23 protein-coding genes are annotated in these 26990 nt (G+C 45.9%); 15 read left to right on the top strand and 8 right to left on the bottom strand.

The features are described from left to right. Positions 1-30: 30 nt before the first annotated feature. From VIA_RS17445 to VIA_RS17430, 4 genes are all read right to left on the bottom strand, one after another. The gene (locus VIA_RS17445; RefSeq protein WP_004414633.1) at positions 31-3102 is read right to left on the bottom strand and encodes an error-prone DNA polymerase; all 3072 of its coding nucleotides are present in this window, start codon (positions 3100-3102) and stop codon (positions 31-33) included. Between the two features lie 13 nt (positions 3103-3115). Further along, positions 3116-4516, bottom strand: coding sequence for a Y-family DNA polymerase (locus VIA_RS17440; protein WP_004416673.1), 1401 nt, complete (start codon positions 4514-4516; stop codon positions 3116-3118). A 2-nt stretch (positions 4517-4518) separates the two neighbouring features. Continuing rightward, positions 4519-5196: a translesion DNA synthesis-associated protein ImuA gene (gene imuA, locus VIA_RS17435; protein ID WP_004414630.1), complete on the bottom strand. Its 678-nt coding sequence runs from the start codon at positions 5194-5196 to the stop codon at positions 4519-4521. Positions 5197-5335: 139 nt separating this feature from the next. Next, positions 5336-6079: a YciK family oxidoreductase gene (locus tag VIA_RS17430; protein ID WP_004414628.1), complete on the bottom strand. Its 744-nt coding sequence runs from the start codon at positions 6077-6079 to the stop codon at positions 5336-5338. 89 nt (positions 6080-6168) lie between these two features. Here VIA_RS17430 and sohB point away from each other — a divergent pair, with 89 nt between their 5' ends. Continuing rightward, positions 6169-7230 carry a protease SohB gene (gene sohB / locus VIA_RS17425; protein WP_004416672.1) on the top strand — a complete coding sequence of 354 codons (1062 nt, stop codon included), beginning with the start codon at positions 6169-6171 and terminating at the stop codon, positions 7228-7230. An 84-nt stretch (positions 7231-7314) separates the two neighbouring features. Here sohB and VIA_RS17420 read toward each other — a convergent pair whose 3' ends face one another. Continuing rightward, positions 7315-8592: an NAD(P)/FAD-dependent oxidoreductase gene (locus VIA_RS17420; RefSeq protein WP_004414625.1), complete on the bottom strand. Its 1278-nt coding sequence runs from the start codon at positions 8590-8592 to the stop codon at positions 7315-7317. 28 nt (positions 8593-8620) lie between these two features. Then, positions 8621-10015: a glutamine synthetase family protein gene (locus tag VIA_RS17415; RefSeq protein WP_004414623.1), complete on the bottom strand. Its 1395-nt coding sequence runs from the start codon at positions 10013-10015 to the stop codon at positions 8621-8623. A gap of 324 nt (positions 10016-10339) precedes the next feature. Between VIA_RS17415 and VIA_RS17410 the strand changes: the two genes are divergently transcribed. The 7 genes from VIA_RS17410 to VIA_RS17380 all read left to right on the top strand — a co-directional run bounded on the left by VIA_RS17410 (position 10340) and on the right by VIA_RS17380 (position 17898). Further along, positions 10340-11671, top strand: a complete 1332-nt coding sequence (locus tag VIA_RS17410) for a glutamine synthetase family protein (RefSeq protein WP_004416670.1) — start codon at positions 10340-10342, stop codon at positions 11669-11671. Between the two features lie 113 nt (positions 11672-11784). Beyond that, complete coding sequence (locus VIA_RS17405) at positions 11785-13134, top strand: aspartate aminotransferase family protein (protein WP_004414619.1); 1350 nt, start codon at positions 11785-11787, stop codon at positions 13132-13134. Between the two features lie 44 nt (positions 13135-13178). Beyond that, entirely contained in the window at positions 13179-14288 is a 1110-nt protein-coding gene (locus VIA_RS17400) for an extracellular solute-binding protein (RefSeq protein WP_004414618.1), read from the top strand. A 47-nt stretch (positions 14289-14335) separates the two neighbouring features. Further along, positions 14336-15478: a putrescine ABC transporter ATP-binding subunit PotG gene (gene potG, locus VIA_RS17395; RefSeq protein WP_004414616.1), complete on the top strand. Its 1143-nt coding sequence runs from the start codon at positions 14336-14338 to the stop codon at positions 15476-15478. Then, entirely contained in the window at positions 15475-16389 is a 915-nt protein-coding gene (gene potH / locus VIA_RS17390; protein WP_004414615.1) for a putrescine ABC transporter permease PotH, read from the top strand. Before potG ends, potH begins: the two co-directional genes overlap by 4 nt. Then, complete coding sequence (locus VIA_RS17385) at positions 16389-17231, top strand: ABC transporter permease subunit (protein ID WP_004414613.1); 843 nt, start codon at positions 16389-16391, stop codon at positions 17229-17231. Before potH ends, VIA_RS17385 begins: the two co-directional genes overlap by 1 nt. Before the next feature lie 124 nt (positions 17232-17355). Further along, the gene (locus tag VIA_RS17380; RefSeq protein WP_004414610.1) at positions 17356-17898 is read left to right on the top strand and encodes a cupin domain-containing protein; all 543 of its coding nucleotides are present in this window, start codon (positions 17356-17358) and stop codon (positions 17896-17898) included. 146 nt (positions 17899-18044) lie between these two features. Here VIA_RS17380 and VIA_RS17375 read toward each other — a convergent pair whose 3' ends face one another. Together VIA_RS17375 and VIA_RS17370 are read right to left on the bottom strand one after the other, a co-directional pair. Further along, a complete protein-coding gene (locus tag VIA_RS17375) occupies positions 18045-19532 on the bottom strand; it encodes an aldehyde dehydrogenase (protein ID WP_004414607.1) in 1488 nt (495 codons plus the stop codon). A 16-nt stretch (positions 19533-19548) separates the two neighbouring features. Beyond that, entirely contained in the window at positions 19549-20097 is a 549-nt protein-coding gene (locus VIA_RS17370) for a cupin domain-containing protein (protein ID WP_004414604.1), read from the bottom strand. A 244-nt stretch (positions 20098-20341) separates the two neighbouring features. Between VIA_RS17370 and aptA the strand changes: the two genes are divergently transcribed. From aptA to VIA_RS17335, 7 genes are all read left to right on the top strand, one after another. Continuing rightward, the gene (aptA, locus tag VIA_RS17365) at positions 20342-21673 is read left to right on the top strand and encodes an omega-aminotransferase AptA (protein ID WP_004414603.1); all 1332 of its coding nucleotides are present in this window, start codon (positions 20342-20344) and stop codon (positions 21671-21673) included. 2 nt (positions 21674-21675) lie between these two features. Then, entirely contained in the window at positions 21676-23172 is a 1497-nt protein-coding gene (locus VIA_RS17360; RefSeq protein ID WP_004414601.1) for a CoA-acylating methylmalonate-semialdehyde dehydrogenase, read from the top strand. 7 nt (positions 23173-23179) lie between these two features. Next, positions 23180-23923, top strand: coding sequence for a type 1 glutamine amidotransferase (locus VIA_RS17355; protein WP_004414599.1), 744 nt, complete (start codon positions 23180-23182; stop codon positions 23921-23923). A 209-nt stretch (positions 23924-24132) separates the two neighbouring features. After that, the gene (locus VIA_RS17350) at positions 24133-24618 is read left to right on the top strand and encodes a hypothetical protein (RefSeq protein ID WP_004414597.1); all 486 of its coding nucleotides are present in this window, start codon (positions 24133-24135) and stop codon (positions 24616-24618) included. A gap of 287 nt (positions 24619-24905) precedes the next feature. Then, a complete protein-coding gene (locus VIA_RS17345; RefSeq protein ID WP_004416665.1) occupies positions 24906-25175 on the top strand; it encodes a PTS sugar transporter subunit IIB in 270 nt (89 codons plus the stop codon). An 11-nt stretch (positions 25176-25186) separates the two neighbouring features. Then, positions 25187-26443: a PTS ascorbate transporter subunit IIC gene (locus tag VIA_RS17340; RefSeq protein ID WP_004414591.1), complete on the top strand. Its 1257-nt coding sequence runs from the start codon at positions 25187-25189 to the stop codon at positions 26441-26443. Next, a complete protein-coding gene (locus VIA_RS17335; RefSeq protein WP_004414589.1) occupies positions 26440-26886 on the top strand; it encodes a PTS sugar transporter subunit IIA in 447 nt (148 codons plus the stop codon). The genes VIA_RS17340 and VIA_RS17335 overlap by 4 nt, the downstream gene beginning before the upstream one ends. The last annotated feature ends 104 nt before the right edge of the window (positions 26887-26990 follow it).

Raw genomic sequence — 26990 nt, 5'->3', positions numbered from 1 at the left:
CGGCTCCCTTTTTTTCTTGCCACTGAAACGTTAATGGAAATCTCTCGATTTGCTATGTAGCCCTTGCAAGCTATCGGTCATGTCGATCAAACGCCCCGCAATGACATGATGAACATCACCTTCTTTTTCTAAAATCCCTTTTACTTGTAATATTTTCGCGGTTAAGTAGGCGGATTTTTGCGCTCTCGCCGTTGCTTTCCAAACTACAACATTAATGTTGCCTGTATCATCTTCTAAGGTGAAGAAGGTAACACCCGCTGCTGTGCCAGGTGATTGCTTACCTGTCACGACCCCTGTCACCGTGACTAATGATTGGTGCTGCTTATTTTTTAACTCTTGCATACGAGTAAAGCGGCCGAGTACGCCTGCGTCATCGAGTAGAGTAATAGGGTGTTTAGCCAGAGAAAGTCCCGTTGCGGCATAATCTTCAAGTAATGTTTGGCTTTCTGTTGGTGTCCCAATAAGTGGCGCTGTGTCATCTTGGGTATCTTGAAACAGGGGTAAATCGGAGAGTGAGTCCATCATTGCCCAGCGGGTTTGATAGCGATTCTGACTCAGAGTGTGCATGGCATTCGCGGAAGCAAGTAGGTCGACATCTCGGCGGTTTAGGCCAATATGTTTGATTTGGCCTGCGTGAGTAAAACCACTTTTGGCTCTTGCGTGGATGAGTTGTTTGGCGCTTTGCGGGCTGAACCCCTTTATTTGCCGAAACCCTAGGCGTATTGCCCAACCACCTTGATGAGAGACCATCTGATGGTCGTAGAGCGATACATTAACGCAAATAGGCAAGATGACTACCTTGTGTCGATGAGCATCTTGTACCAGCTGTGAGGCGCTATAAAAGCCCATCGGTAGGCTGTTAAGTAAAGATGTATAAAACGCTTCAGGGTAATAGTGTTTTAGCCATGCTGAACAATAAGCAAGGACAGCAAAAGAGGCTGAATGACTTTCAGGAAACCCATACTCACCAAAGCCCAGAATTTGCTCAAAGATTCGTTTGGCAAATTCTAGCTCATAGCCACGACTGAGCATGCCTTCGATAAGTTTGGTCTTAAACTTTACGAGGTCACCACTTTTCTTCCAAGCGGCCATCGCTCGTCTTAACTGATCGGCTTCACCACCGCTAAAGCCAGCCGCAACCATCGCAATTTTAATCACTTGTTCTTGGAAAATAGGTACGCCAAGAGTGCGTTGTAAGACACTGCGTACTTCTTCGGATGGGTAGTTGATTTGTTCTTCACCATTTCTACGCTTGAGGAATGGATGGACCATATCGCCTTGAATCGGGCCCGGTCTGACAATCGCAATTTGAATCACCAAGTCATAGTAAGTTGCGGGTTTTAGTCGTGGCAGCATACTCATTTGAGCGCGTGACTCGATTTGGAACACACCTACAGTGTCTGCTCGCTGAATCATTTGGTAGACATTGGCATCGTCTTGACGACGGGTGATTTCAGCGATGCTAAGGGATTGCTGGTGGTACTTTTCCACCAAGTTAAAGCATTTTCGAATGGCAGATAGCATACCAAGTGCAAGGACATCCACCTTAAGCAGCTTGAGTGATTCCAAATCGTCTTTATCCCATTGGATGACGGTACGATCCGCCATTGAAGCATTTTCAACGGGGACGAGTTCATACAGTGGCCCTGCGGCAATAATAAAACCGCCCACATGCTGGGAGAGATGGCGTGGGAAACCCAGAATATCGTTGATCAAGGTAATAAATTGCTCACCTTTGAGCGAGTCTGGTTGTAGGCCCAATTCAACGATTTGCGCTTGCCAGCCTTGAGCCCGGTCTCGACGATTAACGTTTTTAATAAAGTAATCGAGCTGGCTTTCTTCAATACCGAGCGCTTTACCGACATCACGCACAGCACTTTTAAAGCGGTAAGAGATGACCGTGGCGGCGAGAGCTGCGCGCTCACGGCCATATTTTTGGTAGATGTATTGAATCACTTCTTCACGTCGTTCATGTTCAAAATCGACATCAATATCAGGCGGCTCATCACGTTCTTTACTAATAAAGCGCTCAAACAAGACCGAGATTTGTCTTGGATCGACGGCAGTGATTTCTAAGCAGTAACAGACCACAGAGTTAGCGGCAGAGCCGCGCCCTTGATAGAGAATATGATGGCGCTTGGCAAACATCACGATGTCGTGAATGGTTAAAAAGTAAAAGGGGTAGTTGAGCTCTTCGATTAAGCACAGTTCTTTATTAATGGTTTGCTGAATGTCGCTAGGCACACCTTCTGGGAAGCGGCGCTTTTTCCCTGTTTCGACTAATTGCCTGAGATAGCTCATTGGCGAGTAACCGTCAGGAACAAGTTCGCTCGGGTATTCGTACTGAAGCTCCTTGAGGCTAAAACTGCATCGCTCGGCAATTGCAACGCTTTCCGCGAGCCATTCTGGCTTAAACAGTTTGCTGAGTTTTTCTTGGCTGCGCAGACTTCTTTCGGTATTGGTCAGCAGTTGTTCGCCTAGTTCATTGACACTGCAACCGTGTTTGATAGCAGTGAGTGTATGCTGCAAGGGCAGGCGTGTGGCGGTGTGCATTAATACCCCACCACAAGCGGTGATAGGTAAATGTAGTTGTTCTGCTAATTGTTGGCAGTATTCAAGGTACTGTTTGTCATCACAAGATAGATGGCGCTGAACCGCAAGCCATAGACGATGTTGATGCTGCTGAGCTAGCCAGTGTCCCCATTTTTTATCGCTTGGCTTGTGACAAGGCAGCCACAGAACGAAGCAATGTCGAATCGACATCAAGTCCCACTCAGACAGTTGGTATTGTCCTTTCTCTGAACGCCTTCTCGCATTGGTGATGATACGACATAGTTCGGCATACGCTTCTCGACTTGGGCAGATCAGCACCACTTGGCATTCCTCATTGAGCCAGAACATACTGCCGATAATCAGTTTGATGTTGAGCTGCTGATTTTTTATCGCACTATAAGCTCTCACTACTCCGGCAACCGAGCACTCATCAGTGATAGCCAGTGAGTGGTAGCGTAAAAAATCCGCCTGTAAGATCAGCTCCTGAGCATGGGAAGCGCCAGTTAAAAAGGAAAAGTTGCTCTGACAAAAAAGTTCAGCATAAGCCATGGCGTTACCTTGATTAACTAAATAGACCGTGGGTAAACCACTGCATCTCTTGGTTACGAAATACCCATAGCCAGCGTCCTTGATCGCTACGTGCGACGAAGTAATCTCGGGTCATGTCATCACCATCCCACCATCCAGTTACAAATCGTTCTGGGCCTTGAATCAGCGATACCTTTTCAGATAGAAGCTCTGGAGTTGGCAACATAAAGTTAGGTCGGAGCTTATTGCTCGCCAGTTTCTTTGGGATTGGCAAGGTAGGGTCACAGAGTAAGGTCGACTTTCCTGGGCGAGGATCGTGATTGTGCGCGGTTTTCCGTACCTGCTCTTTACCTAATTTGGCCTGCAGAAGACCGATTAGCTCCATTTCAGTTTGTTCGCCTTGAAAACCTTTAAATAGATCTGCGCTGGTGGATTCAAGCTCACCACTGCGGATTAAGCGTAGTGTTAAGCCTTGAACGGGGGCTTCAAGTTGCAAAGATTCCATCGTGAGCTGGCACAGCACCATCCAACGATTGGCAAAGTAATCCCCACTGGCGGAATAAAATGGAACGGAGCGCGCTTCTTTATCTCGTTGCTGCAAAACAAGTTCAAGCTCATAACCGACTTGATTACGTATGGTTAAGAAGATTTCTAGTTTTTTAAGTAGCTTAGATAACGGCTTTTCAAGCCACTGGATATTCTCAATATCAAACAGTAACTCTTGATAGCTCTCAAACTGTTCTGGTGGGTGATAGAAATCAATAGGGTGTTTAAACTGTCCCATTAGTCGGCCAATATAATTGACTAAATCAATATCGAAGCGGCGTGCCAACTCCTGCATGGGAATTTCCAGTAACTCACGTAAGGTTGCCACCCCAACTCTTTGTAGTTTCTCGACTTTGTTAATCTCTAACTCGGTGGCTTGGAGTGGGAAAGGCTTTAGAGCATCAATAATCACCTGTTTATCTAGTGTTAATAGCTGTGTATTAGCTTTCGCCAGTAACATGGCTGAAAAAGGAGAAAATCCTATCGAGAATTGATAGTGAAAATCGAGCTGATTTAAATGTTCGGATACGCGTTGCCAGTAAGCCTCTAATCCGCCATAGAGAGAAAGCATATTGGTGACTTTGAGCAGGATACCTTGGGGGGGAAATAAGCAAATATCAGACGTCACCATATACAGCCATTGGGCGATATTCATCAATGCTTGCTGCTCAACATTTTCATCATAAGGGTGGACTTGCAGTTGGTGACAGAGAGCACTGGCGGTCCCTAATCCCATACCAAGTTCAATACCTTGCTCATGGGCAGCCATATTGTGCTGGACGACCTTAAAGCGTTTGGATTCTACAATCGCTAAGGGTAGGGCAGTCTGCTCTGAAAACAGTCCATCTAACTGCAATGCAGGAAAGTGTAGGTATAACCAGCTCTGCATGTTTAACCTTGCTGCCTTAAAGGGAACGGAATAACCACTGGCGACTTTGGTTGTAGGGTTAGACTTGGCCAGTGAGATGTCATATCAATGATGAAGCTGCCTTGTGGCCACCCGCCTTTTCTTTTGGTAATAGTCACTTCGATCCCTGATGGGTGAGGGGCTAAATGCATGCTTAGATTAACGGGTAAAGAGAAAACGTTTTTGTTCTCGGTCTTAAACAAAAAGTGGACGGCATTACCGCGCTCACTCGCCACTTGTAAGCGCCTTGCTTGGTGAACTTCTAAGCTAGAGTGCCATAGCAGTACGTTGCTACAAGCCCCACTACGTAAGCATTGCTCTGCGGTCCATAATGCTTCTTTTTCACTCCTTGGGTAGACAAGTAAGACTTTATTGTTATCAATCCCTTCATTGCATAACTGTTCTGCACAGAGATCCCCCGGGGGCTGAATAAAGACCGATAAGCGCTCTTGGCTGGTATTTTTTAGATGTGGGATTAACAGACGCAATTCGCCAATACTTGAGGCGCCTTGGAGCTCAATAACACCATGTTTAGGAAATCCCCCCTCTAGCTTTTGATCAAGAAGATCATAGCCTGTTGGGTAGTGGTCAGAATGCTCCGGAGTTTGTACTCCAGACCAAAGCCATTGTTTCTGTTTAAGGTTTTCGATTAATTCATACATAATAATTTACCTGTATATATATACAGTATAAATTATTATTAATTATCGGCAAGGGGATGAAAGATTGAATGGATAAAAAAACGCCTTGTGCTTCGATTCAAAAACACAAGGCGCTGAATTTTATTTAGAAAAATAAGATCTATTTTTTTGGTTGGGCGTCAATACACTCGCCATTGACAGCTTGACCTTCTGGTGCCATCAAATATAGGTAAAGTGGCATGATATCCAGTGGTGTTTTTAGCAGATCGGCATCTTCTGCAGGGTAAGCTTTGGCACGCATTCCGGTACGTGTCGCACCTGGATTAATGGCATTAACGCGAATAGTGGTGTCGCTAAGTTCATCGGCAAGGATCTGCATCATACCTTCTGTAGCAAACTTCGACATTGCGTAAGTGCCCCAGAATGCGCGACCACTGTGACCAACAGTGGAAGAGGTAAATACAATACGAGCATCTTCTGATTTATGTAGCAAAGGAAGCACAGCTTGTGTCAGTAAGAATTGGGCCTTAACGTTGACCTGCATGATATCGTCAAAGTTATCTTCGCCGATTTGGTCAAACGGGCTGATCACACCGAGTAGACTTGCGTTGTGAAGTACGCCATCTAAGCGGCCGAATTGACCTTCAATGGTATCCACCATATCCAGGTAGTTTTGCTTCGTCGCGCCTTTCATATCGAGCGGAATAATCGCCGGCTGTGGGTAACCCGCAGCTTCAATTTCGTCGTAAGTTTGTTCCAGTTTTTTCACTGTACGACCAAGTAAAATCACGGTGGCGCCGTGCTGAGCATAAGAAAGCGCGGCTTGTTTACCAATACCCGCGCCCGCACCAGTAACCAGAATGACTTTACCCTTCAAGGCATCTGAAGAAACAGCATATTCCACGATGTGTATCCTTATTGTAATGATTTACTTTATGATTCCGTAAGATGGTGGTTACAATACACTAATTCGCACATTAGAGGATAATCACATTGGAATTTTTGTTGGACTACGGGCTGTTTTTAGCCAAGATTGTGACTGTCGTAGTCGCAGTGGTTGCGATTTTAGTTATAGCCAAAGCGGCTGGTGGAAAAAGCGGTGCGGCGAAAGGTGAGTTGGAAATTACCAACCTAACTGAACAGCACAAGCATACAGTAGAGCAGCTAGAGCACCACCTTCATGATGAAGCCTTTATCAAAGCTCGTGATAAAGCAGAGAAAAAACAGGATAAAGAGAAAAACAAAACTCGCGAGAAAGAGATCAAGAAAGCGTCAAAAGAAGGCGATCTTGATAGCAAACGCGAACCTCACCTGTTTGTGTTAGATTTTAAAGGCAGTATTGATGCTAAAGAAGTGGCATCGCTACGTGAAGAAGTAACCGCGATTCTAGCGGTGGCTCGTGAAGGTGATGAAGTGCTGCTACGCCTAGAGTCTGGCGGTGGTATGGTCCATGGTTATGGCCTTGCATCGTCTCAGCTTGATCGCCTTAAAGCGGCAAAGCTTCCATTGACTATCTCGGTAGATAAAGTGGCAGCAAGTGGCGGTTACATGATGGCATGTATTGCGGACAAAATTGTCTCTGCCCCATTTGCAATCGTAGGTTCTATCGGCGTGATTGCTCAGTTACCAAACTTTAATAAAGTGCTGAAAAAGTATGATATTGAGTATGAACAGTTAACGGCAGGTGAGTACAAACGCACTTTGACTATGTTCGGTGAAAATACCGATAAAGCGCGTGAGAAATTCAAGCAAGAGCTAGAAGAAACTCATGGCTTGTTCAAAGATTTTATCCGCGAGCGTCGCCCAGCACTTGAACTAGAGAAAGTGGCGACAGGTGAGCATTGGTTTGGCACACAAGCGCATGAACTAGGTTTGGTTGATGAGATTAAAACTTCAGACGATCTGGTTGTTGAGGCGTGTAAAGATAAAACCGTACTGGCTATTCACTATGTTGAGAAGAAAAAGTTAACCTCAAAGCTTGCAGGCCTTGCGGGTGAAGCTGCTGATAATGTATTGATGAAGCTAATCGACCGAGGTCAACGTCCAATTGTATAAATGGATGACCTATTAAGTAACGCCCGCCATTTGGTGGGCGTTTTTGTATTTAATGCGAAATAGGTGTTGTGGCCAGTGCGGCGGCTATAGCATGTCCCGAATTCGGAAATAAGACATGGCTAACACTAATGCAGGGGTGCGGAACAAGCGCCCACCCGGGAATGGGTGATGGGGAATCTTGTCAAAAATGGCGAAGCGCTCAGCAGTGGTCGCAATACATTCTGCCATTAAGGTGCCCGCCATACCGGTTGCAGCGATACCATGGCCGGAGAAGCCTTGTGCGAAGTAGACATTGGGCTTGATACGGCCAAAATGTGGGGCGCGATTGAGAGTGATGGCTACATTGCCACCCCAAGCAAAATCGATCTTGGCGTCTTTAAGTTGTGGGTAGATATCGACCATGCGTGACTGCATCGCTTTTTCAAGATTGAGTGGAGCAACCCCTGAATAGCTAACTCGGCCGCCAAATAACATTCGGTGATCGCCTGAGCAGCGGAAGTAGTCAAGTACAAAGTTAATGTCACACGCTGAGATGTGGTCTTTCATCAGTTGAGCTGTGACGTCTTCACCTAGTGGTTCAGTGGCACAGATATAAGTACCGACGGGCATAACACGATTTTCTAGTTTGGTTTCCAGCCCATCCATATAAGCATTACAGGCCAGCACCACATGATTTGCTTCGACGCTACCTTGAGCGGTAAATAGTGTCGCAGGGTCACCATGCTCAATCTTTTTACATTCACTCTGCTCATAGAATTCAACCCCCGCAGCTTGAGCGGCTTTAACCAAGCCTAGCGTGTAGTTCAGAGGGTGAAGATGGCCGCTGTTGGCATCAAACATACCGGATGTATAACGGTCACTAGCGATATGTTCCCGTGTCTTATCTTGATCCCACATTTCGAGAGATTGGTAGTCATAGTTTTCGGTAAGATCGTCATGCCATGCTTGGAGTTCTCGGTCATGCCTTGGCTTCATGCCCAAGTGCACCATACCATCGCGCCAATCACAGTCGATATTGTATTTTTTAATGTTAGCTTTAGTCAGTGTGAGAGCATCAACTGACATATCCCACAACTTACGAGCGTCTGATTTACCAACGAGCTTTTCTAAAGTGTGTTGCTCCGACGCCCAACCAAAAATCGCCTGTCCGCCACTACGGCCCGATGCGCCCCAGCCGACTCGCTTACCCTCAAGAACAATGACTTTAAAACCACGATTGGCAAGTTCAAGTGCAGCGGTCGCGCCCGTAATACCTGAGCCAACGACACAAACGTCTGCCTTGTGTGCGCCTTTTAACATCGGGAAATCGAAATTTTGATTTGCTGACGCTGCGTAGTAAGAGTGCGTGTGCTTTGCTTTCATAGCCTTGTCCTTAAAACTAAAGTTGAACTTACTTGTACCATTGGTACTCAAGTGGGGATACTTGAGCTGAAAAGTGCTCTTGCTCATGCTGTTTATTGGCGAGATAGATTTTACAAAACTGCTCGCTAAATTGGGCTTTAAAGAAATGACTTTGGTCGAACAATTCCAGTGCTGCTTGCCATGATGTGGGGATTGATGGGCCTTCAACCAATGAGGCATCACCTTCAATTGGAGCGGGAGGGAGTTGTTTCTTCTCTATTCCGTCGAGGATCGACGCTAGGATCACTGCTGTTGTTAAGTAAGGGTTTACATCAGCACCGGCAACTCGATGTTCAATGCGGCGGTTGCTGTTTTCACTGGCAGGTACACGGACGGCAACCGTTCGGTTATCCCAGCCCCAAGTCGCTTGTAGCGGAACAAACATATTGGGTTGTAGACGACGATAGGAGTTCGCATTCGGCGCTAACACGGCCATGCTCTCATCCATATGATTAAGGATGCCAGCAATTGCATGGAGCAGGGTATTTTGGTCGCCAGCGAAGATGTTTTCACCGTTGCTATCAAGCAGACTGACATGCACATGGCAGCCATTGCCCGCATGCTCCGTATAAGGTTTAGCCATAAAGTTGGCATAGAACCCATGCTTCTTCGCTACAGCGCGTACCACTCTTTTTAGCAGCATCGCTTGGTCACAGGCGAGTAGAACGTCGCTACAGTGACGCAAGTTAACCTCAAACTGCCCCGGCGCGTATTCAGCGGTAATATTGTCGGCGGGAATATTTTGTGTCTCGCATGTTGCGATCACTTCATCAAGGAACGCTTTAAACTCATCCAGCTCGTCGAGCGAATAGACCTGAGTCTGGGTCATTCGCTCACCACTGAGTGGCATGATTGGTGGCTGGGGCTGACCATCTGCATCCGGTTTTAAATCTTGCAGGTAGAACTCGAGTTCAATGGCAACACACGGTGTTAAGTCACGCTGAGCAAATTTGTCTAATTGTCCTTGTAGAACATGGCGCGGATCGGCAAAGAACGGTTGTTGGCTGTCCGGCTCATACATGGTGACAATTGCCTGCGCGCTGTTTTCAAGCCAAGGAGTGAGCTGTAATGAATGGTCGACTAGCATACATAGTCTATCGCCATCTCCCTGTTCGAACCCTAAACCTGTTTCTTCGACGGTTTCGCCGCAAATATCTAATGCAAAAACAGACGCGGGTAAGCATATCCCTTGCTCTGAGATTTTATCCAGTTGCGAAGCGTTGACCCTTTTACCACGGATAACTCCGTTAATATCAAACAGCATCAGGTCGACTGTGGTGACAAGAGGATTCGCACTGATGAACTGCTTTACCATGCCAGCAGTTCCGTGAACGGAGCGTGCCTCTTGTGGGGTGGTGATAGTTTGTTTGACTAGCTCGTTCATTGTTTATTCGTTTCCTTCAGTTGATTACCGTTTATGGGGGATGTGCAAGTGCGTCCTTACTTTCCTTCCTTCGTGTGTTGAGCCACACGTTAGCCATATTTTTGCCGATAACAATCCTACTCATAGTGATGAAAAAACATCCAACGCACGGTATTAACCTTACATAACGTTTAGTAAAACACAACACTATTGTTAATTATTTGTAAAATACATGTATCAAATTATCAAAATAATTAACAATTGTGGTTGACAATTAACCAGTTCAAGGTCAATCCTATTTCAAGTCGCTGACAAATTTGTCGCCAAACAATAGGTGAAGTATTCATGGAAAAGATAACTAAGTGGATTGAGAGTAATAGGATTACTGAGGTTGAATGCCTGATCCCAGACATTACCGGTAATGCGCGAGGCAAGATAATGCCTGCTAAAAAGTTTCTTCGAGAGGGAGGTATGCGCCTTCCCGAAGCGGTTTTTTTCCAAACAGTGACTGGTGACTGGCCCGATGATGAAAGCATGATTGACCTAACAGAGAAAGACATGCTTCTGGAACCGGACCCAAATACGATTCGTTTTGTTCCTTGGACTAAAGAGCCGACGGCGCAGGTCATTCATGACTGTTACACAGTGGAGGGTGATCCGGTCGATATCTCACCACGAGCTGTGCTGCGCCGCGTATTAGATCTCTACAAAAAAGAAGGCTGGAACCCGATTGTGGCGCCAGAACTAGAATTCTTTTTGGTGAAGAAAAACCTCGATTGGGATTACCCATTAGAGCCGCCAATTGGCCGTAATGGTCGCCCAGAAACTGCGCGTCAGTCATTCAGTATCGATGCGGTTAACGAGTTTGACCCTATCTTCGAAGATATGTACGACTATTGTGAAGCGCAAGAACTGGATGTAGATACTCTGGTTCACGAATCGGGTGCTGCTCAGATGGAGTTGAACTTCGATCACGGCGAACCACTCGACAGAGCCGATCAAGTGTTTCTATTTAAACGCACGGTTCGTGAAGCGGCACTTAAACATGATGTTTACGCAACCTTTATGGCCAAGCCGATGGAAGACGAACCAGGCAGTGCGATGCACATTCACCAAAGCTTGGTTGATGACAATGGTAAAAACCTGTTCGCTGATGAAGATGGCTCAAACAGCGAACTCTTCCTCAACTATATCGCCGGGATGCAGAAGTATACTCCAGCCGCGATTTCTTTCTTTGCTCCTAACGTCAACTCTTACCGCCGCCTGGTATTTGGTGAATCGGCACCAACCAATGTTGCTTGGGGGGAAGATAACCGCACCGTAGGTTTACGTGTACCCATTTCGGACAAAGGTTCGCGACGTATTGAAAACCGTTATGCCGGCGCAGATGCCAACCCATATTTGGCCATGGCACTGACTCTCGCGTGTGGTTACTTAGGCATGAAAGAGAAACTCACACCAACGGCTAAAAGCACTGGTGATATGACGACAGAACCGTACTCGTTACCACACACACTTGAAGATGCCTTGGTATTACTTGAGCAGAGTGATGAGCTGCGCGAGATATTAGGTGACCGTTTTGTCTCTGCTTATGTGGCTATCAAGCGCAAAGAGTATAAAACATTTTTCCAAGTGATCAGTTCTTGGGAGCGTGAGTTCCTATTACTGAACGTATAAATCACGACTTGAGTCATTTGGCACTATAGCCAATTGACCTGATGTAAGGCGAGCTAGTCAGGCAGTCAGTTTGCCAAGTTTATTTCGATATCTGATCAAGATGAGAGTTAACTATGTCTACATGGATTGAACAAGATAGTGCACATTGTCTGCACCCATTTACTAACTTTAAGTCACTAAATGCTAAGGGTTCTCGCATTATTACTAAAGCTGAGGGCGTTTATATTTACGATGAGGATGGTAATAAAATTCTTGATGGTATGGCGGGGCTATGGTGTGTCAACCTTGGCTACAGTAGCCAACCACTGATTGATGCAGCAACAGAGCAGCTCAAGCAATTGCCTTATTACAATCTGTTCTTCCAAACCACTCATCCACCGGCAGTCGAACTATCGACGCTACTAGCAGAAATTACACCAGAAGGGATGAACCACGTTTTCTTCACCGGTTCTGGCTCTGAGTGTAATGACACAGTGCTGCGTATGGTGCGTCACTACTGGGCGAGCAAAGGGAAAGCGAGTAAGCAAACGGTGATCAGTCGTCACAACGCTTACCACGGCAGTACCATGGCGGGTGCAAGTCTAGGTGGTATGAAGTTTATGCATGCACAAGGCGGTCTACCGCTACCAAATATTGTTCATATTGATCAGCCATACCACTTTGGTGAGGGCCAAGGACAAGACGTCAATGAATTTGGTTTAGAGCGAGCTCGTCAGCTTGAAGCGAAAATCCTCGAGCTAGGGGAAGACAACGTCGCAGCATTTATCGCAGAACCGATTCAAGGTGCGGGTGGCGTGATCATTCCACCAGACAGTTACTGGCCAGAAATCCAAAGAATTTGTGATAAGTACGAAATCTTATTGATTGTCGATGAAGTGATCTGTGGTTTTGGTCGTACTGGAGAATGGTTCGCTAGCCAAGCCTTTAACATTAAACCTGATCTGATGTGTATGGCGAAAGGCATTACGTCTGGATACCTACCGTTAGGCGGGGTGATGGTTCGAGATCATGTAGCCAAAGTGTTGACCGATGCCGATACCGAGTTTGCGCATGGCTTCACTTATTCAGGCCATCCGGCGGCGTGTGCGGTAGCTATTGCCAACATCAAAGAAATGCAGCGACTTAATGTCGTCAATCAAGTGCGTGAGGAGATTGCTCCATACTTTGCGCAGCGTTGGGGCGAGCTGGCGGATCATCCATTAGTCGGTCAAGCACGTTGCAAAGGCTTAGTTGGCGCGATTGAACTGGTCGCAGACAAGCAAACCAATCAGCGCTTTGACAAAGACCTCGATGTGGGCACGCGTTGTCGAGAGCACTGTTTTAATGCAGGCGTTGTATTACGAGCGGTGGGAGATTCGATGATCTGTTCGCCACCACTGATTATCAGCAAGGATGAAATCGATCAATTAGTCACTAAAGCGAAACAAGCATTAGATAACACATTGGCGGACGTCAAGTCTTAGTCGGTCACGTACACGAGCAACAAGCAAGAGGAACGGAGATCCAAATGGTTAAACTAAAAGCATATATCGGCATAGCGTTAGGCGCAGCGATCGCTGTTGTACCTTCAGTGGTGCACGCAGGCGAAGAGAAAGTTCTTAACGTTTATAACTGGTCAGATTATATCGCAGAAGACACGATAGCGAAGTTTGAACAAGAGACAGGCATTAAGGTCGTATACGATGTTTTTGATTCTAACGAAGTGTTAGAAGCAAAAATTCTCTCGGGCAATACTGGGTTTGATATTGTTGTACCGAGTAACGACTTTTTAGGACGTCAGGCCAAAGCGGGGGCTTTCCAGAAGCTAGACAAAGCTAAGCTAAGTAACTACAAAAACTTAGACCCTAAGTTGATGTCGATTCTGGCTGATACCGTTGATCCGAATAACGATTACTCGATTCCATATCTATGGGGCACGACGGGTATTGGTTATAACGTCGAAAAAGTAGCAGCAGTTCTTGGTAAGGACGCGCCAGTCGACAGTTGGGAGCTGGTCTTCAAGCCGGAGAATATGGAAAAGCTCGCTCAGTGTGGTGTGGGTTTCTTGAACGCTCCGTCTGAGATTATGGCGGCTTCACTTAACTATTTGGGTAAAGATCCAAATAGTACTAAAACCAGTGATTACAAACAGGATGCCCTTGCGTTACTTAAGCAAGTTCGTCCTTACGTGACTTACTTTCATTCTTCACAATATATCAATGACTTAGCTAATGGTGACATCTGTGTTGCTATCGGTTGGTCTGGTGATGTTCTTCAGGCGGCCGATCGTGCAGCTGAAGCGGATAATGGGGTAGAAATTGCCTACTCAATTCCGAAAGAAGGCGCACTTGCGTGGTTTGATTTGATGGCGATTCCGAAAGAAGCGAAACACCCAGAAAACGCTCACCTGTTTATCAACTTCCTAATGCGTCCAGAAGTCATTGCTGAAGTGAGTAACTATGTTTGGTACGCAAACCCTAACTTACCATCGCGTGAGTTTATCGATCAGGAAATCCTAGACGATCCAGGCATCTACCCTACGCCTGAGGCACAAGAGAAATTATATAGCTCGAAAATGTTGCCGCATAAAGTTTCACGCACAATAACCCGTACGTGGACTGACTTTATTAAAAACTAAGTTGTAAGGCGAGCTCTCAATGGGCTCGCCGTTGTAGGGAGAATGATATGAGTGTGATGTCTATTGAAACCGATTTAGCTCATAGCCAAATTGAACCTGAGCCGCCGAAACCTCTGCTTGAGATTCGCGGTTTGACCAAGGACTTTGGCGGCCATGTTGCGGTAGATAATGTTGATCTGACCATTAATCAAGGGGAACTGTTTGCTTTATTGGGAGCTTCTGGGTGCGGTAAATCGACGTTGCTGAGAATGTTAGCGGGTTTTGAACAGCCAACGGAAGGGCAAATTCTACTCGACGGAGAAGACCTAGCCAATATTCCACCTTATCGCCGTCCAGTAAATATGATGTTTCAATCCTACGCACTGTTTCCTCACATGACGGTGGCAAAGAATATTGCTTATGGATTAAAGCAAGATGGCATGCCGGCGAAAGAGATTGATGCGACCGTAAAGCAGATGTTGGAGTTAGTTAGAATGTCTGACTACGCCAAGCGTAAACCTCATCAACTGTCTGGTGGACAAAAACAACGGGTTGCGCTGGCTCGTAGTCTAGCCAAGAAACCTAAATTACTGCTTCTTGATGAGCCGATGGGGGCATTGGACAAGAACTTAAGAGAGAAAATGCAACTTGAGGTGGTCGACATTCTTGAAAGTGTTGGCGTGACATGTGTGATGGTAACGCACGACCAAGAAGAAGCGATGACGATGGCAAGTCGCATTGCGATCATGAATAAAGGCCAGTTTGTTCAGATCGGCTCGCCTGAAGCGATTTATGAACACCCGAACTCAAGATACACCGCAAGATTTATCGGCTCAGTTAATGTGTTTGAAGGTGTCCTAGCGACCAATAATAAAGATAGTGCCACCATTGCGACGCCAGACCTTGCTACACCAATTCAAATTGCACATGGCGTTTCCGGTGCGCCGGGTATTCCGGTTTATATCGCGATACGACCAGAGAAAATGATGCTCTGCGAACACGCATCCAATGCTGAGAACTTCTGTTCAGGTGTGGTTGAAGACATCGCTTATATGGGCAATCAATCTATCTATCATGTGCGATTAGACAGCGGTAAATTAGTGACAGCAACACTGCAAAACACCAGCCGACACCGCAAGGACATGCCGACATGGGAACAAAGAGTCAATCTTTGTTGGGAAATGGAAAGTAGTGTGGTGCTTAAGATATGAAAACTCATGCCAAACTCAACTTCTGGCGTGTTGTTCCCACGCCAAAGTGTTTATTACTATCGGTCCCCTATGGGTGGTTGTTACTGTTTTTCTTACTCCCGTTCTTAATTGTTTTCAAAATCAGTTTTGCAGAAGCACAGATTGCCATTCCACCCTATAGTGAACTGTGGAGTTATGCCGAGCAGCAAATACAGTTGCTGCTCAATATCGGCAACTACCAATATCTGGTTGAAGATGATCTCTATATCTCTTCTTATCTACAATCCATTCGTATCGCTTTGGTCTCGACGCTGCTATGTTTGCTGATTGGCTTTCCGATTGCTTGGGCGATTGTTCACTCAAATCCTGCGACGCGAAATGTTCTTTTAATGCTCATCATCTTGCCGTCATGGACCAGCTTCTTGATTCGTGTCTATGCCTGGATTGGCATTTTGAAAAACAATGGTTTGCTGAACAATATGTTGATGTCATTGGATGCGATTGACGAGCCTTTGAAGATCCTCCATACCGATGTTGCGGTCTATATTGGCATTGTATATACCTACCTTCCTTTTATGGTGCTGCCTATCTATACCGCCTTGATGCGAGTGGACTACTCATTAATTGAAGCATCGAGCGATCTTGGGGCTAAGCCTGTGACCACGCTATTTAGCATTCTAGTACCTCTGACCAGAGCTGGAATCATTGCGGGTTCGATGCTGGTGTTCATTCCAGCGGTGGGAGAGTTCGTCATTCCGGAACTGCTTGGCGGACCGGATTCAATATTGATAGGTAAAGTCCTATGGCAAGAGTTCTTCAATAATCGAGATTGGCCTGTGGCTTCCGCTGTCGCCATTGTGATGCTGTTACTGTTAATGATTCCGATACTGTGGTTCCACCGCTATCAAAAACGTGAGTTGGAGGCGAGCTAATGGACGCAATACCTGTATACAAAACCAAATGGAAGTGGGCAATACTCGCGGCGGGTCTAACGTTTCTATACCTACCCATTATGATTCTTATTATCTATTCATTTAATGAGAACAGATTGGTAACGGTATGGTCTGGTTTCTCTATTAAGTGGTACTTTGAGCTGTTAGAAGACGATCTGCTGATGGGCGGGGTTAAGCTGAGTTTGTTAATCGGCTTCCTGTCGGCCAGTGCTGCGGTTGTTCTCGGCACCATCGCGGCATTTGTCTTGAATCGATTTGGCAAATTCCGTGGTGAAACCGGCTTTGCCTTTATGATCACTGCACCACTGGTGATGCCGGAAGTGATTACGGGCTTGTCATTGCTGCTGCTGTTTATAGCACTCGGACAAGTGTTCGATATTTTTTCGCAGCGGGGTATGTTGACCATCTGGATAGCCCATGTGACTTTCTGTACAGCTTATGTAACAGTTGTCGTCAGCTCTCGCCTTCAAGAGGTCGATCGCTCGATTGAGGAAGCGGCGATGGACTTGGGTGCGCCACCGTGGAAAGTGTTCTTCCAAATTACCTTACCGACGATTGCTCCAGCGATTCTAGCTGGCTGGCTACTGGCGTTTACACTCTCTCTTGATGATCTAGTGATAGCGAGCTTTGTCTCTGGGCCAAGTGCGACGACATTACCGATGGTGGTGTTCTCCAGCGTGCGGTTGGGGGTTAGCCCCAAAATCAATGCACTAGCAACGTTGATTATCTTGGCGGTAGCCTGTGCGACCTTTATCGCTTGGTGGGTGATGGCCAAAGCGGAAAAGCGTCGGCAACTGGAAATGAAACTTGCTGACGAATAACATCATTGAAGGTGATGGTATAGCTTGCTATGTCATCACCTTTATTTATAATTGTTGGCTTAATTTTGCGTAATGATAATCAATTTGTGTTATTAGTGTTGCAATAACTTTCAGAGGATAGGCCATGGATGTTGGGAAACAACTGAAAACAATCAGAACGATGCGCGGGCTGTCTCAGAGAGAATTGGCTAAGCGCAGTGGTGTCACTAACTCAATGATTTCTCAAATCGAGCAGAACCTCGTCAATCCATCGGTGGGTTCACTGAAGAAAATCCTCGATGCCATTCCAATCTCTATGGGTGAGTTTTTTACGCTTGAAGTCGAGGCGAAAGACGACATCTTTTTTACGGTCGATCAAATGGCGGATCTCGGCGATGGCAAGATAAAGATGCTACTTGTTGGCGCTAAGCGTGAAGGTAGGCAGCTAGCCATTTTACGTGAATTCTATCCGCCGGGTTCAGATACCGGTCCGGATTTTCTGCAGCACGAAGGTGAAGAAGGTGGTGTGGTGATCCGCGGTGAAATTGAAATCACCGTCGGGAGCAAGACTCAGGTGCTTAAAGCGGGTGATTCATATTACTTTGAAACCAGAAAGCCGCACCGCTTCAGAAATAAAGGTAAAGTCGAGTGTGAGTTGATTAGTGCTGCGACACCGCCGACGTTTTAAACTTTTGCGCCCTGTTGGTGATGGCAGCCTGGCGTGAAGTACTTATCTATTTAACTAACTACCTAACTACCTAACTACCTATTTATGTCCCGTGACACCTTATAAACAAGGTACCACGGGATGTGTCGTTTTACGGGTGAGCGAGCTTAATCTAACTCAATCCATGTTGATTTCATTTCGGTGTATTTATCGAGTGCGTGCAATGACTTATCGCGTCCATTACCACTTTGTTTATAGCCGCCAAATGGCATGGTCATGTCGCCGCCATCCCAGTTATTGACGAACACTGTGCCAGCACGTAGCGCGCGTGAGCAGCGTACAGCGGTTGAAATATCCGCTGTCCAAATCCCGGCAGCTAAACCGTAGTCACTGTCATTCGCCAGTTCAATTGCCTCTTCGATGGTGTCAAATGTCGAGACACAGAGTACTGGACCGAAAATTTCTTCTTGGAAAATACGCATCTCACGAGTGACTTCAGTAAAAATTGCTGGCTGTATAAAGTAGCCGCCCGTCTCTTGACGTACTGGTTGACCGCCGCAGATGAGCTTAGCGCCTTCCTGTCGACCTATCTCAACGTAATCAAGAACGCGCTTAAACTGAGCTTCATCAACAATCGCACCAACGCGCGTATCTGACGCGAGAGGATCACCTGGCTGCCAGTTCTTAACCTTGTCTAGCAGCTTTTCGATAAACTGATCTTTGATCGAAGAGTGAACCAGTAACCGAGAGCCCGCAGTACACACTTCGCCTTGGTTATAACAGATGGCTGAAACCGCGGTCGCTGCGGCTTTATCAATATCCTTAACATCATGGTTAACGATATGAGGGCTTTTGCCGCCACATTCCATAAAGGCGCGTTTAAGGTTAGACTCGCCGGCAAAAGAGAGCAGTTTTTTACCTACCGCAGTTGAGCCTGTAAAGGTAATACAGTCAACGTCGTTATGCAGTGCTAACGCTTGCCCTGCTTCGTGACCAAAGCCGGGTAGAACCTGTAACACACCATCTGGGATACCCGCTTTCTTGGCTAATTCGGCCAGTAAAATCGCCGTGAGTGGAGATTTCTCTGATGGCTTAATGATCACCGAGTTACCAGTCGCAAGCGCAGGGCCGATTTTCCATGCAGCCATGACAGTTGGGAAGTTCCAAGGGACAATCGCGGCCACTACGCCAAGAGCTTCTCTGGTGACCAGTGCTAAAGCTCCCTCTGTCACTGGCGCAACTTCGTCATAGATCTTATCAATCGCTTCTGCATTCCACGCAATACAGCGCGCTGTCGCGGGCGCATCATAGCCCATCGCATCTCCGATTGGCTTACCCATGTCGAGTGATTCTAATACCGCAAACTGCTCCTTGTGCTCATCGAGCACTTTGGCGTAGTTAAGAAGAATGGCCTTTCGTTCCGAGGGGGGTAAACCTGCCCAAATACGACTTTCAAAGGTTTGGCGCGCGACTGATACGGCAAGATCAACATCTTGCTGAGCGCATCGCGCAACAGACGCGAGAACACGGCCAGTTGCAGGGTTAATGATCTCAAATGTTTCGCCACTGTTTGCGTCTTGCAATTGCCCATTAATAAACGCTTGTGTTGAAAACTTAATCGTCTCTGCTTTGTTCTGCCAGTACATAGTATCCATAGTTGTGCCTTAATCCTTAAAAGCTTGCTGGTGAATTTGCGCTTATGATGACGCACTCTTCTTCAGCCGTGTTTCTAAAACGGTGAGGGCGGGTACTATCAAAGTAATAACCATCCCCAACATGGAGTGTAACGGTATGGAGATCGACGGTAAGTTCAAGTTGGCCTTGAACGACAACACCGCACTCTTGGCCTTCATGCGTGAGCATTTCTTCGCCCGTATCGGCATCAGGCTTGAGGGTTTCTCGCAGCATACCGATATGCCGGTCGCCATGAAAATGACCAACCTGACGATAACTGATCTCTCCTTGTCCAATCTCTGGCTGCTCCTCCTTTCGTGTGTAGAACTGCTCTGGTTGTGGGTCGTCAATGGCAAAAAACTCGGCCATCGAAGTTGGTATTTTGCTAAGTAATTTGCTTAAAGAGGCCACTGAGGGGCTGACCGCGTTATTTTCTATCTGAGAAATAAAGCCATTTGTTACCCCTGCACGTTTAGCGAGCTCTCGCTGAGAGAGTCCTGCTTTCTCACGAAGTGCTTTAAAACGAGTGCCAATTGCCGTATCCATGATGTGAATCCTCAAAATACATCGGTGATTAGTAAATTAAACACGGATAGGTGTTTATTTCATCACTTTTGACCCGTAATGTTTAAAATTTAAACATTGCATGGCGAAAATTTCCGAGCTATAGTCGTTTTTGTTAAATATTTTATAACACAATTTTAACAAAATGGTTAGGCGTTTATTAAAAGAAACGCTTTAATTGATATCACAGACAACAACGTCTTAGTCATTGATTGAGGAAATGCACATGCAGGATCTCGAAAACACAAGCAACCTAGACGCATTTTGGATGCCGTTTACCGCTAATTCGCAGTTCAAGCAATCACCAAGAATGATGGTTTCAGCCGAAGGAATGTACTATCGCACAGATGACAACCGTCAGGTGCTCGATGGTACGGCAGGACTATGGTGTTGCAACGCAGGCCATGGACGCAGAGAGATCAGCGAAGCTGTGAGCCAGCAAATCCATAACCTAGATTTTGCGCCGACATTTCAAATGGGTCACCCTCTACCATTTCAGTTTGCTGAAGAGCTGGCGGAAATTGCCCCAGCAGGACTGAATAAAGTCTTTTTTACTAACTCAGGGTCTGAGTCCGTTGATACTGCGCTGAAGATTGCGCTGGCGTATCAACGCACGATTGGACAGGGAACTCGCACTCGCCTGATTGGTCGAGAAAGAGGCTACCACGGAGTAGGATTTGGCGGTATTTCGGTCGGTGGTATTGTCAACAACCGTAAAACCTTCGGTAGCCTTCTGACTGGGGTAGATCATCTTCCTCACACTCTCAGTATTGAACACAGTGGTTTTAGCCGTGGTCTACCAGATTATGATCCTGGTTGGGCAGAAAGTTTGCAAAACATCGTCACTCTGCATGATGCGAGCAACATCGCCGCGGTGATTGTTGAACCTATCGCAGGATCGACAGGGGTCATTCTGCCACCAAAAGGTTACCTGAAGAAGTTAAGAGAAATCTGTACTCAGCACGGTATTTTGCTGATCTTTGATGAGGTCATTACCGGTTTTGGACGCCTTGGCAGCCCATTTGCCGCGCAAGAATTTGATGTTATTCCAGACATCATTACCAGTGCCAAAGGACTCACCAATGGTGCGATCCCGATGGGAGCGGTGTTTGTTAGTGATGAGATCCACGATGCGATGGTCAGTCCAGAGAGTCAGGCGATCGAATTGTTTCACGGCTATACCTACTCAGGCCACCCTGTGGCAGCGGCAGCGGGATTAGCCACTCTCAATATCTATCGTCAAGAGAGCTTGTATACACGTGCTTCTGACCTTTCGCAATATTGGGAAGACGCAGTACACAGTCTTAAAGGGCTGCCGCATGTTATTGACCTGCGAAACTATGGACTGGTGGCAGGTATTGAGTTATCGAGTATTGCCGGTAAGCCGGGTTCTCGAGCTTTCCAAGTTTTCCAAGCCTGTTATGAGAAAGGGGCACTGATACGTGTCACTGGCGACATTATTGCCTTGTCACCACCACTCATTCTTGAAAAACACCATATTGATGAACTGTTTAATATTTTAAGTGATGTGCTGAGCACGATTGAATACAAGGAATAATTATGTCGATTTTGGTTTCAAACTTTATAAATGGATCGGTAGTTGAAAGTACAAGTTCTCGTAGCGCGGACCTGTTTAATCCCGCGACTGGTGAGCGACGTGGTCAAGTACAGCTATCAAGTGCACAGGAAGCAGAAGAGGTTGTACAGGTAGCCAAAAATGCTCAGGCAGCGTGGCAGGCGACACCGCCGCTACAACGTGCACGCGTTATGTTCAAGTTTAAACAGCTACTGGAAGAGAACGCGGATGATCTCGCGACTTTGATCACTGAAGAGCACGGTAAAGTGCACAGTGACGCGTTAGGCGAACTGACTCGTGGCCTTGAAGTGGTCGAGTTCTCTTGCGGTATTCCACATCTGCTAAAAGGTGAGCACTCCCTCAATGTGGGGCGCGAAATTGACAGCTATTCAATGATGCAGCCTGTTGGTGTGTGTGTCGGTATTACGCCATTTAACTTCCCGGTGATGGTTCCGCTGTGGATGATTCCAGTCTCTTTGGCATGTGGTAACAGCTTCATTCTTAAACCGTCAGAGAAAGATCCAAGTGCTGCTTTGGTACTGGCGAAACTACTGAAGCAAGCGGGTCTTCCGGATGGCGTCTTCAATGTGGTGCAAGGTGACAAAGAAGTGGTTGATGCGTTGCTAGAGTCACCAGATGTCGCTGCGGTGAGCTTTGTTGGTTCTACGCCAATTGCTGAAGCGATTTATGCTAAAGGCAGTGCTAACGGTAAGCGAGTGCAGGCATTAGGCGGTGCGAAGAACCACCTAGTTGTGATGCCGGATGCCGACCTTGATGGAGCAGTAAACGCGATTATGGGCGCGGCATATGGTGCGGCGGGTGAGCGCTGTATGGCGATTTCAGTTGCCGTCGCTGTCGGAGAAGAAACCGCGGACCGATTAGTTGAAAAGCTTAAACAGAAAGTCGAGGCATTACGTGTTGGGCCAGGGTTGGGTGTGACGCCTGAAAATGAAATGGGCCCACTGGTTAGTGAACCTCACAAGAACAAAGTGCTTGATTACATTCAGTCTGGTGTTGAACAAGGTGCCAAACTGGTCGTCGATGGACGTAATTTTAATGCGGGCGCTCCGGGTTACTTTGTCGGTGGTACTCTGTTTGATAACGTAACCGAAGACATGACAATTTATAAAGAAGAGATCTTTGGGCCGGTGCTTTCTGTCGTGCGAGCTGATGACTATCAGCATGCAGTCAACATGATTAATGAACATGAATTTGGCAACGGAACTGCTATCTTTACTCGTGATGGGGATACGGCACGCAACTTTGCTGAACAAATAGAAATTGGCATGGTTGGTGTCAACGTTCCAATTCCAGTACCTATGGCATTTCATAGCTTTGGTGGTTGGAAACGTTCAATCTTTGGCCCATTGAATGTCCATGGTAATGATGGCGTACGTTTCTATACTCGTATGAAGACCGTGACGGCGCGTTGGCCAAAAGGTCAAAGGGAAAGTGAATTTGTTATGCCAACAATGAAATAGGTGAACAATGAAGATAGGAATCATTACTTGCGGGCACGTGGACCCATCGTTAGCGAGCTACCATGGACAGTACTTCGACATGATTGCGGCATCGCTCTATGAAGTGAATAACCAATTGGAGTTCGTTGATTATGATGCCACACGAGGTGAATTGCCGTGTTTGGATCAGTGCGTTGGGTTTATTATCACCGGTAGTGTCCATAACGCCTATGATAATGATCCTTGGATTGTTGAGCTGGTTAGCTGGATACGTCGCTGCGAAGCGATTAGGCGGCCTTTAGTGGGCATTTGCTTCGGTCATCAGATTATCGCCAGAGCGTTAGGTGGCACAGTGATGAAGTCTGAAAAAGGCTGGGGGCTGGGCAGTTATACGGCGAATGTCAGCGTACAGAAAAAGTGGATGAACCTACCAATGGATAGCGTGAGGATGCTGGTCAGCCACCAAGATCAAGTTGTCACTGTTCCAAAGGGAATGAAGGTTATTGCTGGCAATGACTTTTGTCCTAACTTCATGCTAGCCAAAGATAATCACATTTTCACGGTACAAGGACACCCAGAGTTTAGTAGTGAGTTTACTGGCAAATTGGTTGAAAAACGACGTGAGATTATTGGTAGTGCTCATGCAGAAGATGCCTTCAGACAACTGAATAAGCCACAAGACTCGGCTCTGATCCTACATTGGATTGATTCCTTTCTTAACATGGTTGAGCAACCAGTCAGGCGATCCCCATCGCTGCACCATGTGCTCTAGATGTTCAATCTCTGCATTTAGCTAATGTTAGGGAAAATTTAACCTATCAGTTCTTTGAACTGGTAGGTTTTTCTTTTCAGGCGCTGAGTCACTATACCAATGGGGATAACGGTTGAAAGAATAAATAAAAATATTGCCATTTATTAAGGATAAATGAACGTATATACTTACAATATGTCGGATAGTATAAGAAGTACCAGGTACACTGGATGTTAATAAAAAAACTCGAAGCCCCACATGATATGCAAATTGGTGCGAGGTTTGAGACGAAAAAGCACGGTTATGTCACAGTGATTGAATACTATAATACGCACACTGTGATTGTTGCTTTTGAAAATACTGGAAACATCCGCGCCATTACTGCGGCAAAATTGCGTAGTGGTCAAGTTTCTGATCGCTCCGTTCCACCCCAATCCTCTATGGTAGGGGAGAAAGTTGAATCTATTAAACACGGTATATTAACCATCATCCAAGTTGAGTCGGAAAATATTGTTGTTTTAGAAAATGAAGAGGGTGAAGAGATCCGAATGTTGCTGCCTGCCGTGCAGAAATTAAAGGATAAAGTTGATGAGCTTGATGGTGAAAAAGAAGCACCTGAACTGCCAACGTCACTTAGCGCATTAACTAAACGCAATAAGAAAACCAAAGATGTAAATAGCCTGCTTAAAAAGATGCTGACAGACTACGGTAAGTAAAATACACCTTTTCCTTGTATAGTGAACAGGGTTCATACTCTAACTTCACATTTTTCTATTCCCTCCTTCATTGCAACTAAAATACATAAAATTATCCACTACTCCGAAAGGGTGATTGATGACCTTTTGTGCATTTTAGTTGCCCATTATCGAGATCTGCGTCACAAGGTCATTTTGATTTTGTGATGGTGATCTATTCTGTTTTGGTGTGATTTGGATATTATTCTTATCAACAAATAGACGGAAGTTAATTTATCTTCCTAATAAAACCTTACAGAGAAAATATTATGAAAAAAATTATGGTTGTTTGTGGAAACGGTCTTGGTACATCTCTAATGATGGAGATGGCAGTGAAAGAAGTAGCAGGAAAAATTGGTCTAGAAGCAGAGGTTGATCATGAGGATTTATCTTCTGCTGCGTCAAGCAACGCGGATATCTGGGTGGCAGCAACAGATGTAGCAAACCAACTTTCTGAAGCAGGTAAAACAAATATTGTTAGCCTAACAAATATTTTCGATAAAGCTTCAATTGAAGAGCAATTAAAAGCATTTATGTAAGGGGATAATATATGGCTAACTTCTTTGAATTTATGCTTGGCTTATTAAAAGAGCCAGCAATAATGGTGGGGTTAATTGCTTTTGTCGGTTTAATTGCTCAGAAAGCAGATATTTCAACTATTTTAAAGGGCACGATTAAAACCGTAATGGGTTTCCTAATTTTAGGATTTGGTGCAGGTGCGTTAGTTGGCGCACTAAATAACTTCTCAACGGTATTTACAGAAGCATTTGGTGTCAGTGGTGTTATTCCAAATAACGAAGCGATTGTTGCTTTAGCACAAGAAGCGTTTGGTTATGAAATGGCACTAATTATGTTCTTTGCCTTTGTGGTTAATATTCTTTTAGCGCGCTTTACTCCGCTTAAGTATATTTTCTTAACTGGTCACCACACTATGTTCATGTCTATGCTGGTTGCTGTAATCCTATCTACAGCAGGTATTACGGGCACAGCATTAGTGGCAATGGGTTCAGTGATTGTTGGATCTCTTATGGTTATCATGCCAGCACTTGCTCAGAAATATACTGAGAAAGTGATGGGTACAGATCAGCTAGCAATGGGTCACTTTTCGACTTTCTCTTACCTAGTTGCAGGCTTTATTGGTAGCAAGTTTGGTGACACGTCAAAGACAACTGAAGATATCAATGTACCTAAGAGCTTAATGTTCTTACGTGACACACCAGTAGCCGTTGCGACGACAATGGCTATCTTCTTCCTGTTTGCTTCAATCTTTGCTGGTGGCGACTTTGTAGAAACAGTCTCTGGCGGTCAAAACTGGGTTGTGTTTACCTTTATGCAATCACTGACGTTTGCAGGTGGTGTCTACATCGTTCTGCAAGGTGTGAAGATGCTGATCGCGGAAATCGTTCCTGCGTTTAAAGGTATCTCTGACAAGCTAGTACCGGGTGCAAAACCTGCTCTAGATTGCCCTATGGTATTCCCAGTGGCGCCAAACGCAGTCCTTATCGGCTTCCTATCTTCATTCGCGGCTGGTTTAGTAGCGATGGGTATCCAAGGTATGTTTGATTGGACAATTATCGTAGCGGGTGTAGTACCACACTTTTTCGTTGGTGGTGCAGCCGGTGTTTACGGTAACGCAACGGGCGGTCTGCGTGGTGCAGTGCTAGGTGCATTTACTCAGGGCCTATGTATCTCATTCCTACCTATGCTACTTCTTCCTGTACTGGGCGGGCTAGGTCTTGAAGCAACAACATTTGCTGATTTTGACTTCGGTGTAGTAGGTCTACTTCTAGGGTGGTTAGTATCATGAGCATTATGAATCTAATTGGCGACAATATTGTTATCTCCAACGAACAGAACCTAACGGTAGATGCCGCACTAGAGATTACCTGCTCAAAGCTTGTTGAGCAGGGTAAGGTAGAAACGACATATCTAGAGGCTATCAAGCAAAAGCACAAAGAAATCGGTGCATACTATGTGCTAGCGCCTAAGATTGCGATGCCACATGCAAGGCCTGAAGATGGGGTAAATGAAGCGGCGCTACAAATCACAGTGTTTAAGAATGGTGTGGATTTAGAGTCGGAAGATAATGGTGATGTGTTCTTCTCAGTCACTCTGGCTGCACTGGATTCTGATAGCCATATTCAGACTATCGTTGCACTGTCAGAGCTGTTCCAGAATGATGAAGATATTGAAGCAATCATTGCTGCTGATAACGAAGCAAGTATTGCGAACATTCTGAATAAGTACTGATAATCAGATTCCCCCTTCTGAAAAGTTACTAATAAAAAGCCCTCGCTAGTCACGAGGGCTTTTTTCGTTAAGAGATTAATATCGTTAAACACTCAATAAAAAAA

Source organism: Vibrio orientalis CIP 102891 = ATCC 33934 (assembly GCF_000176235.1).
GTDB lineage: Bacteria > Pseudomonadota > Gammaproteobacteria > Enterobacterales > Vibrionaceae > Vibrio > Vibrio orientalis.
The sequence above is the reverse complement of the archived record's forward strand: the minus strand, read 5'-3'. Positions and strand labels throughout refer to the sequence as shown.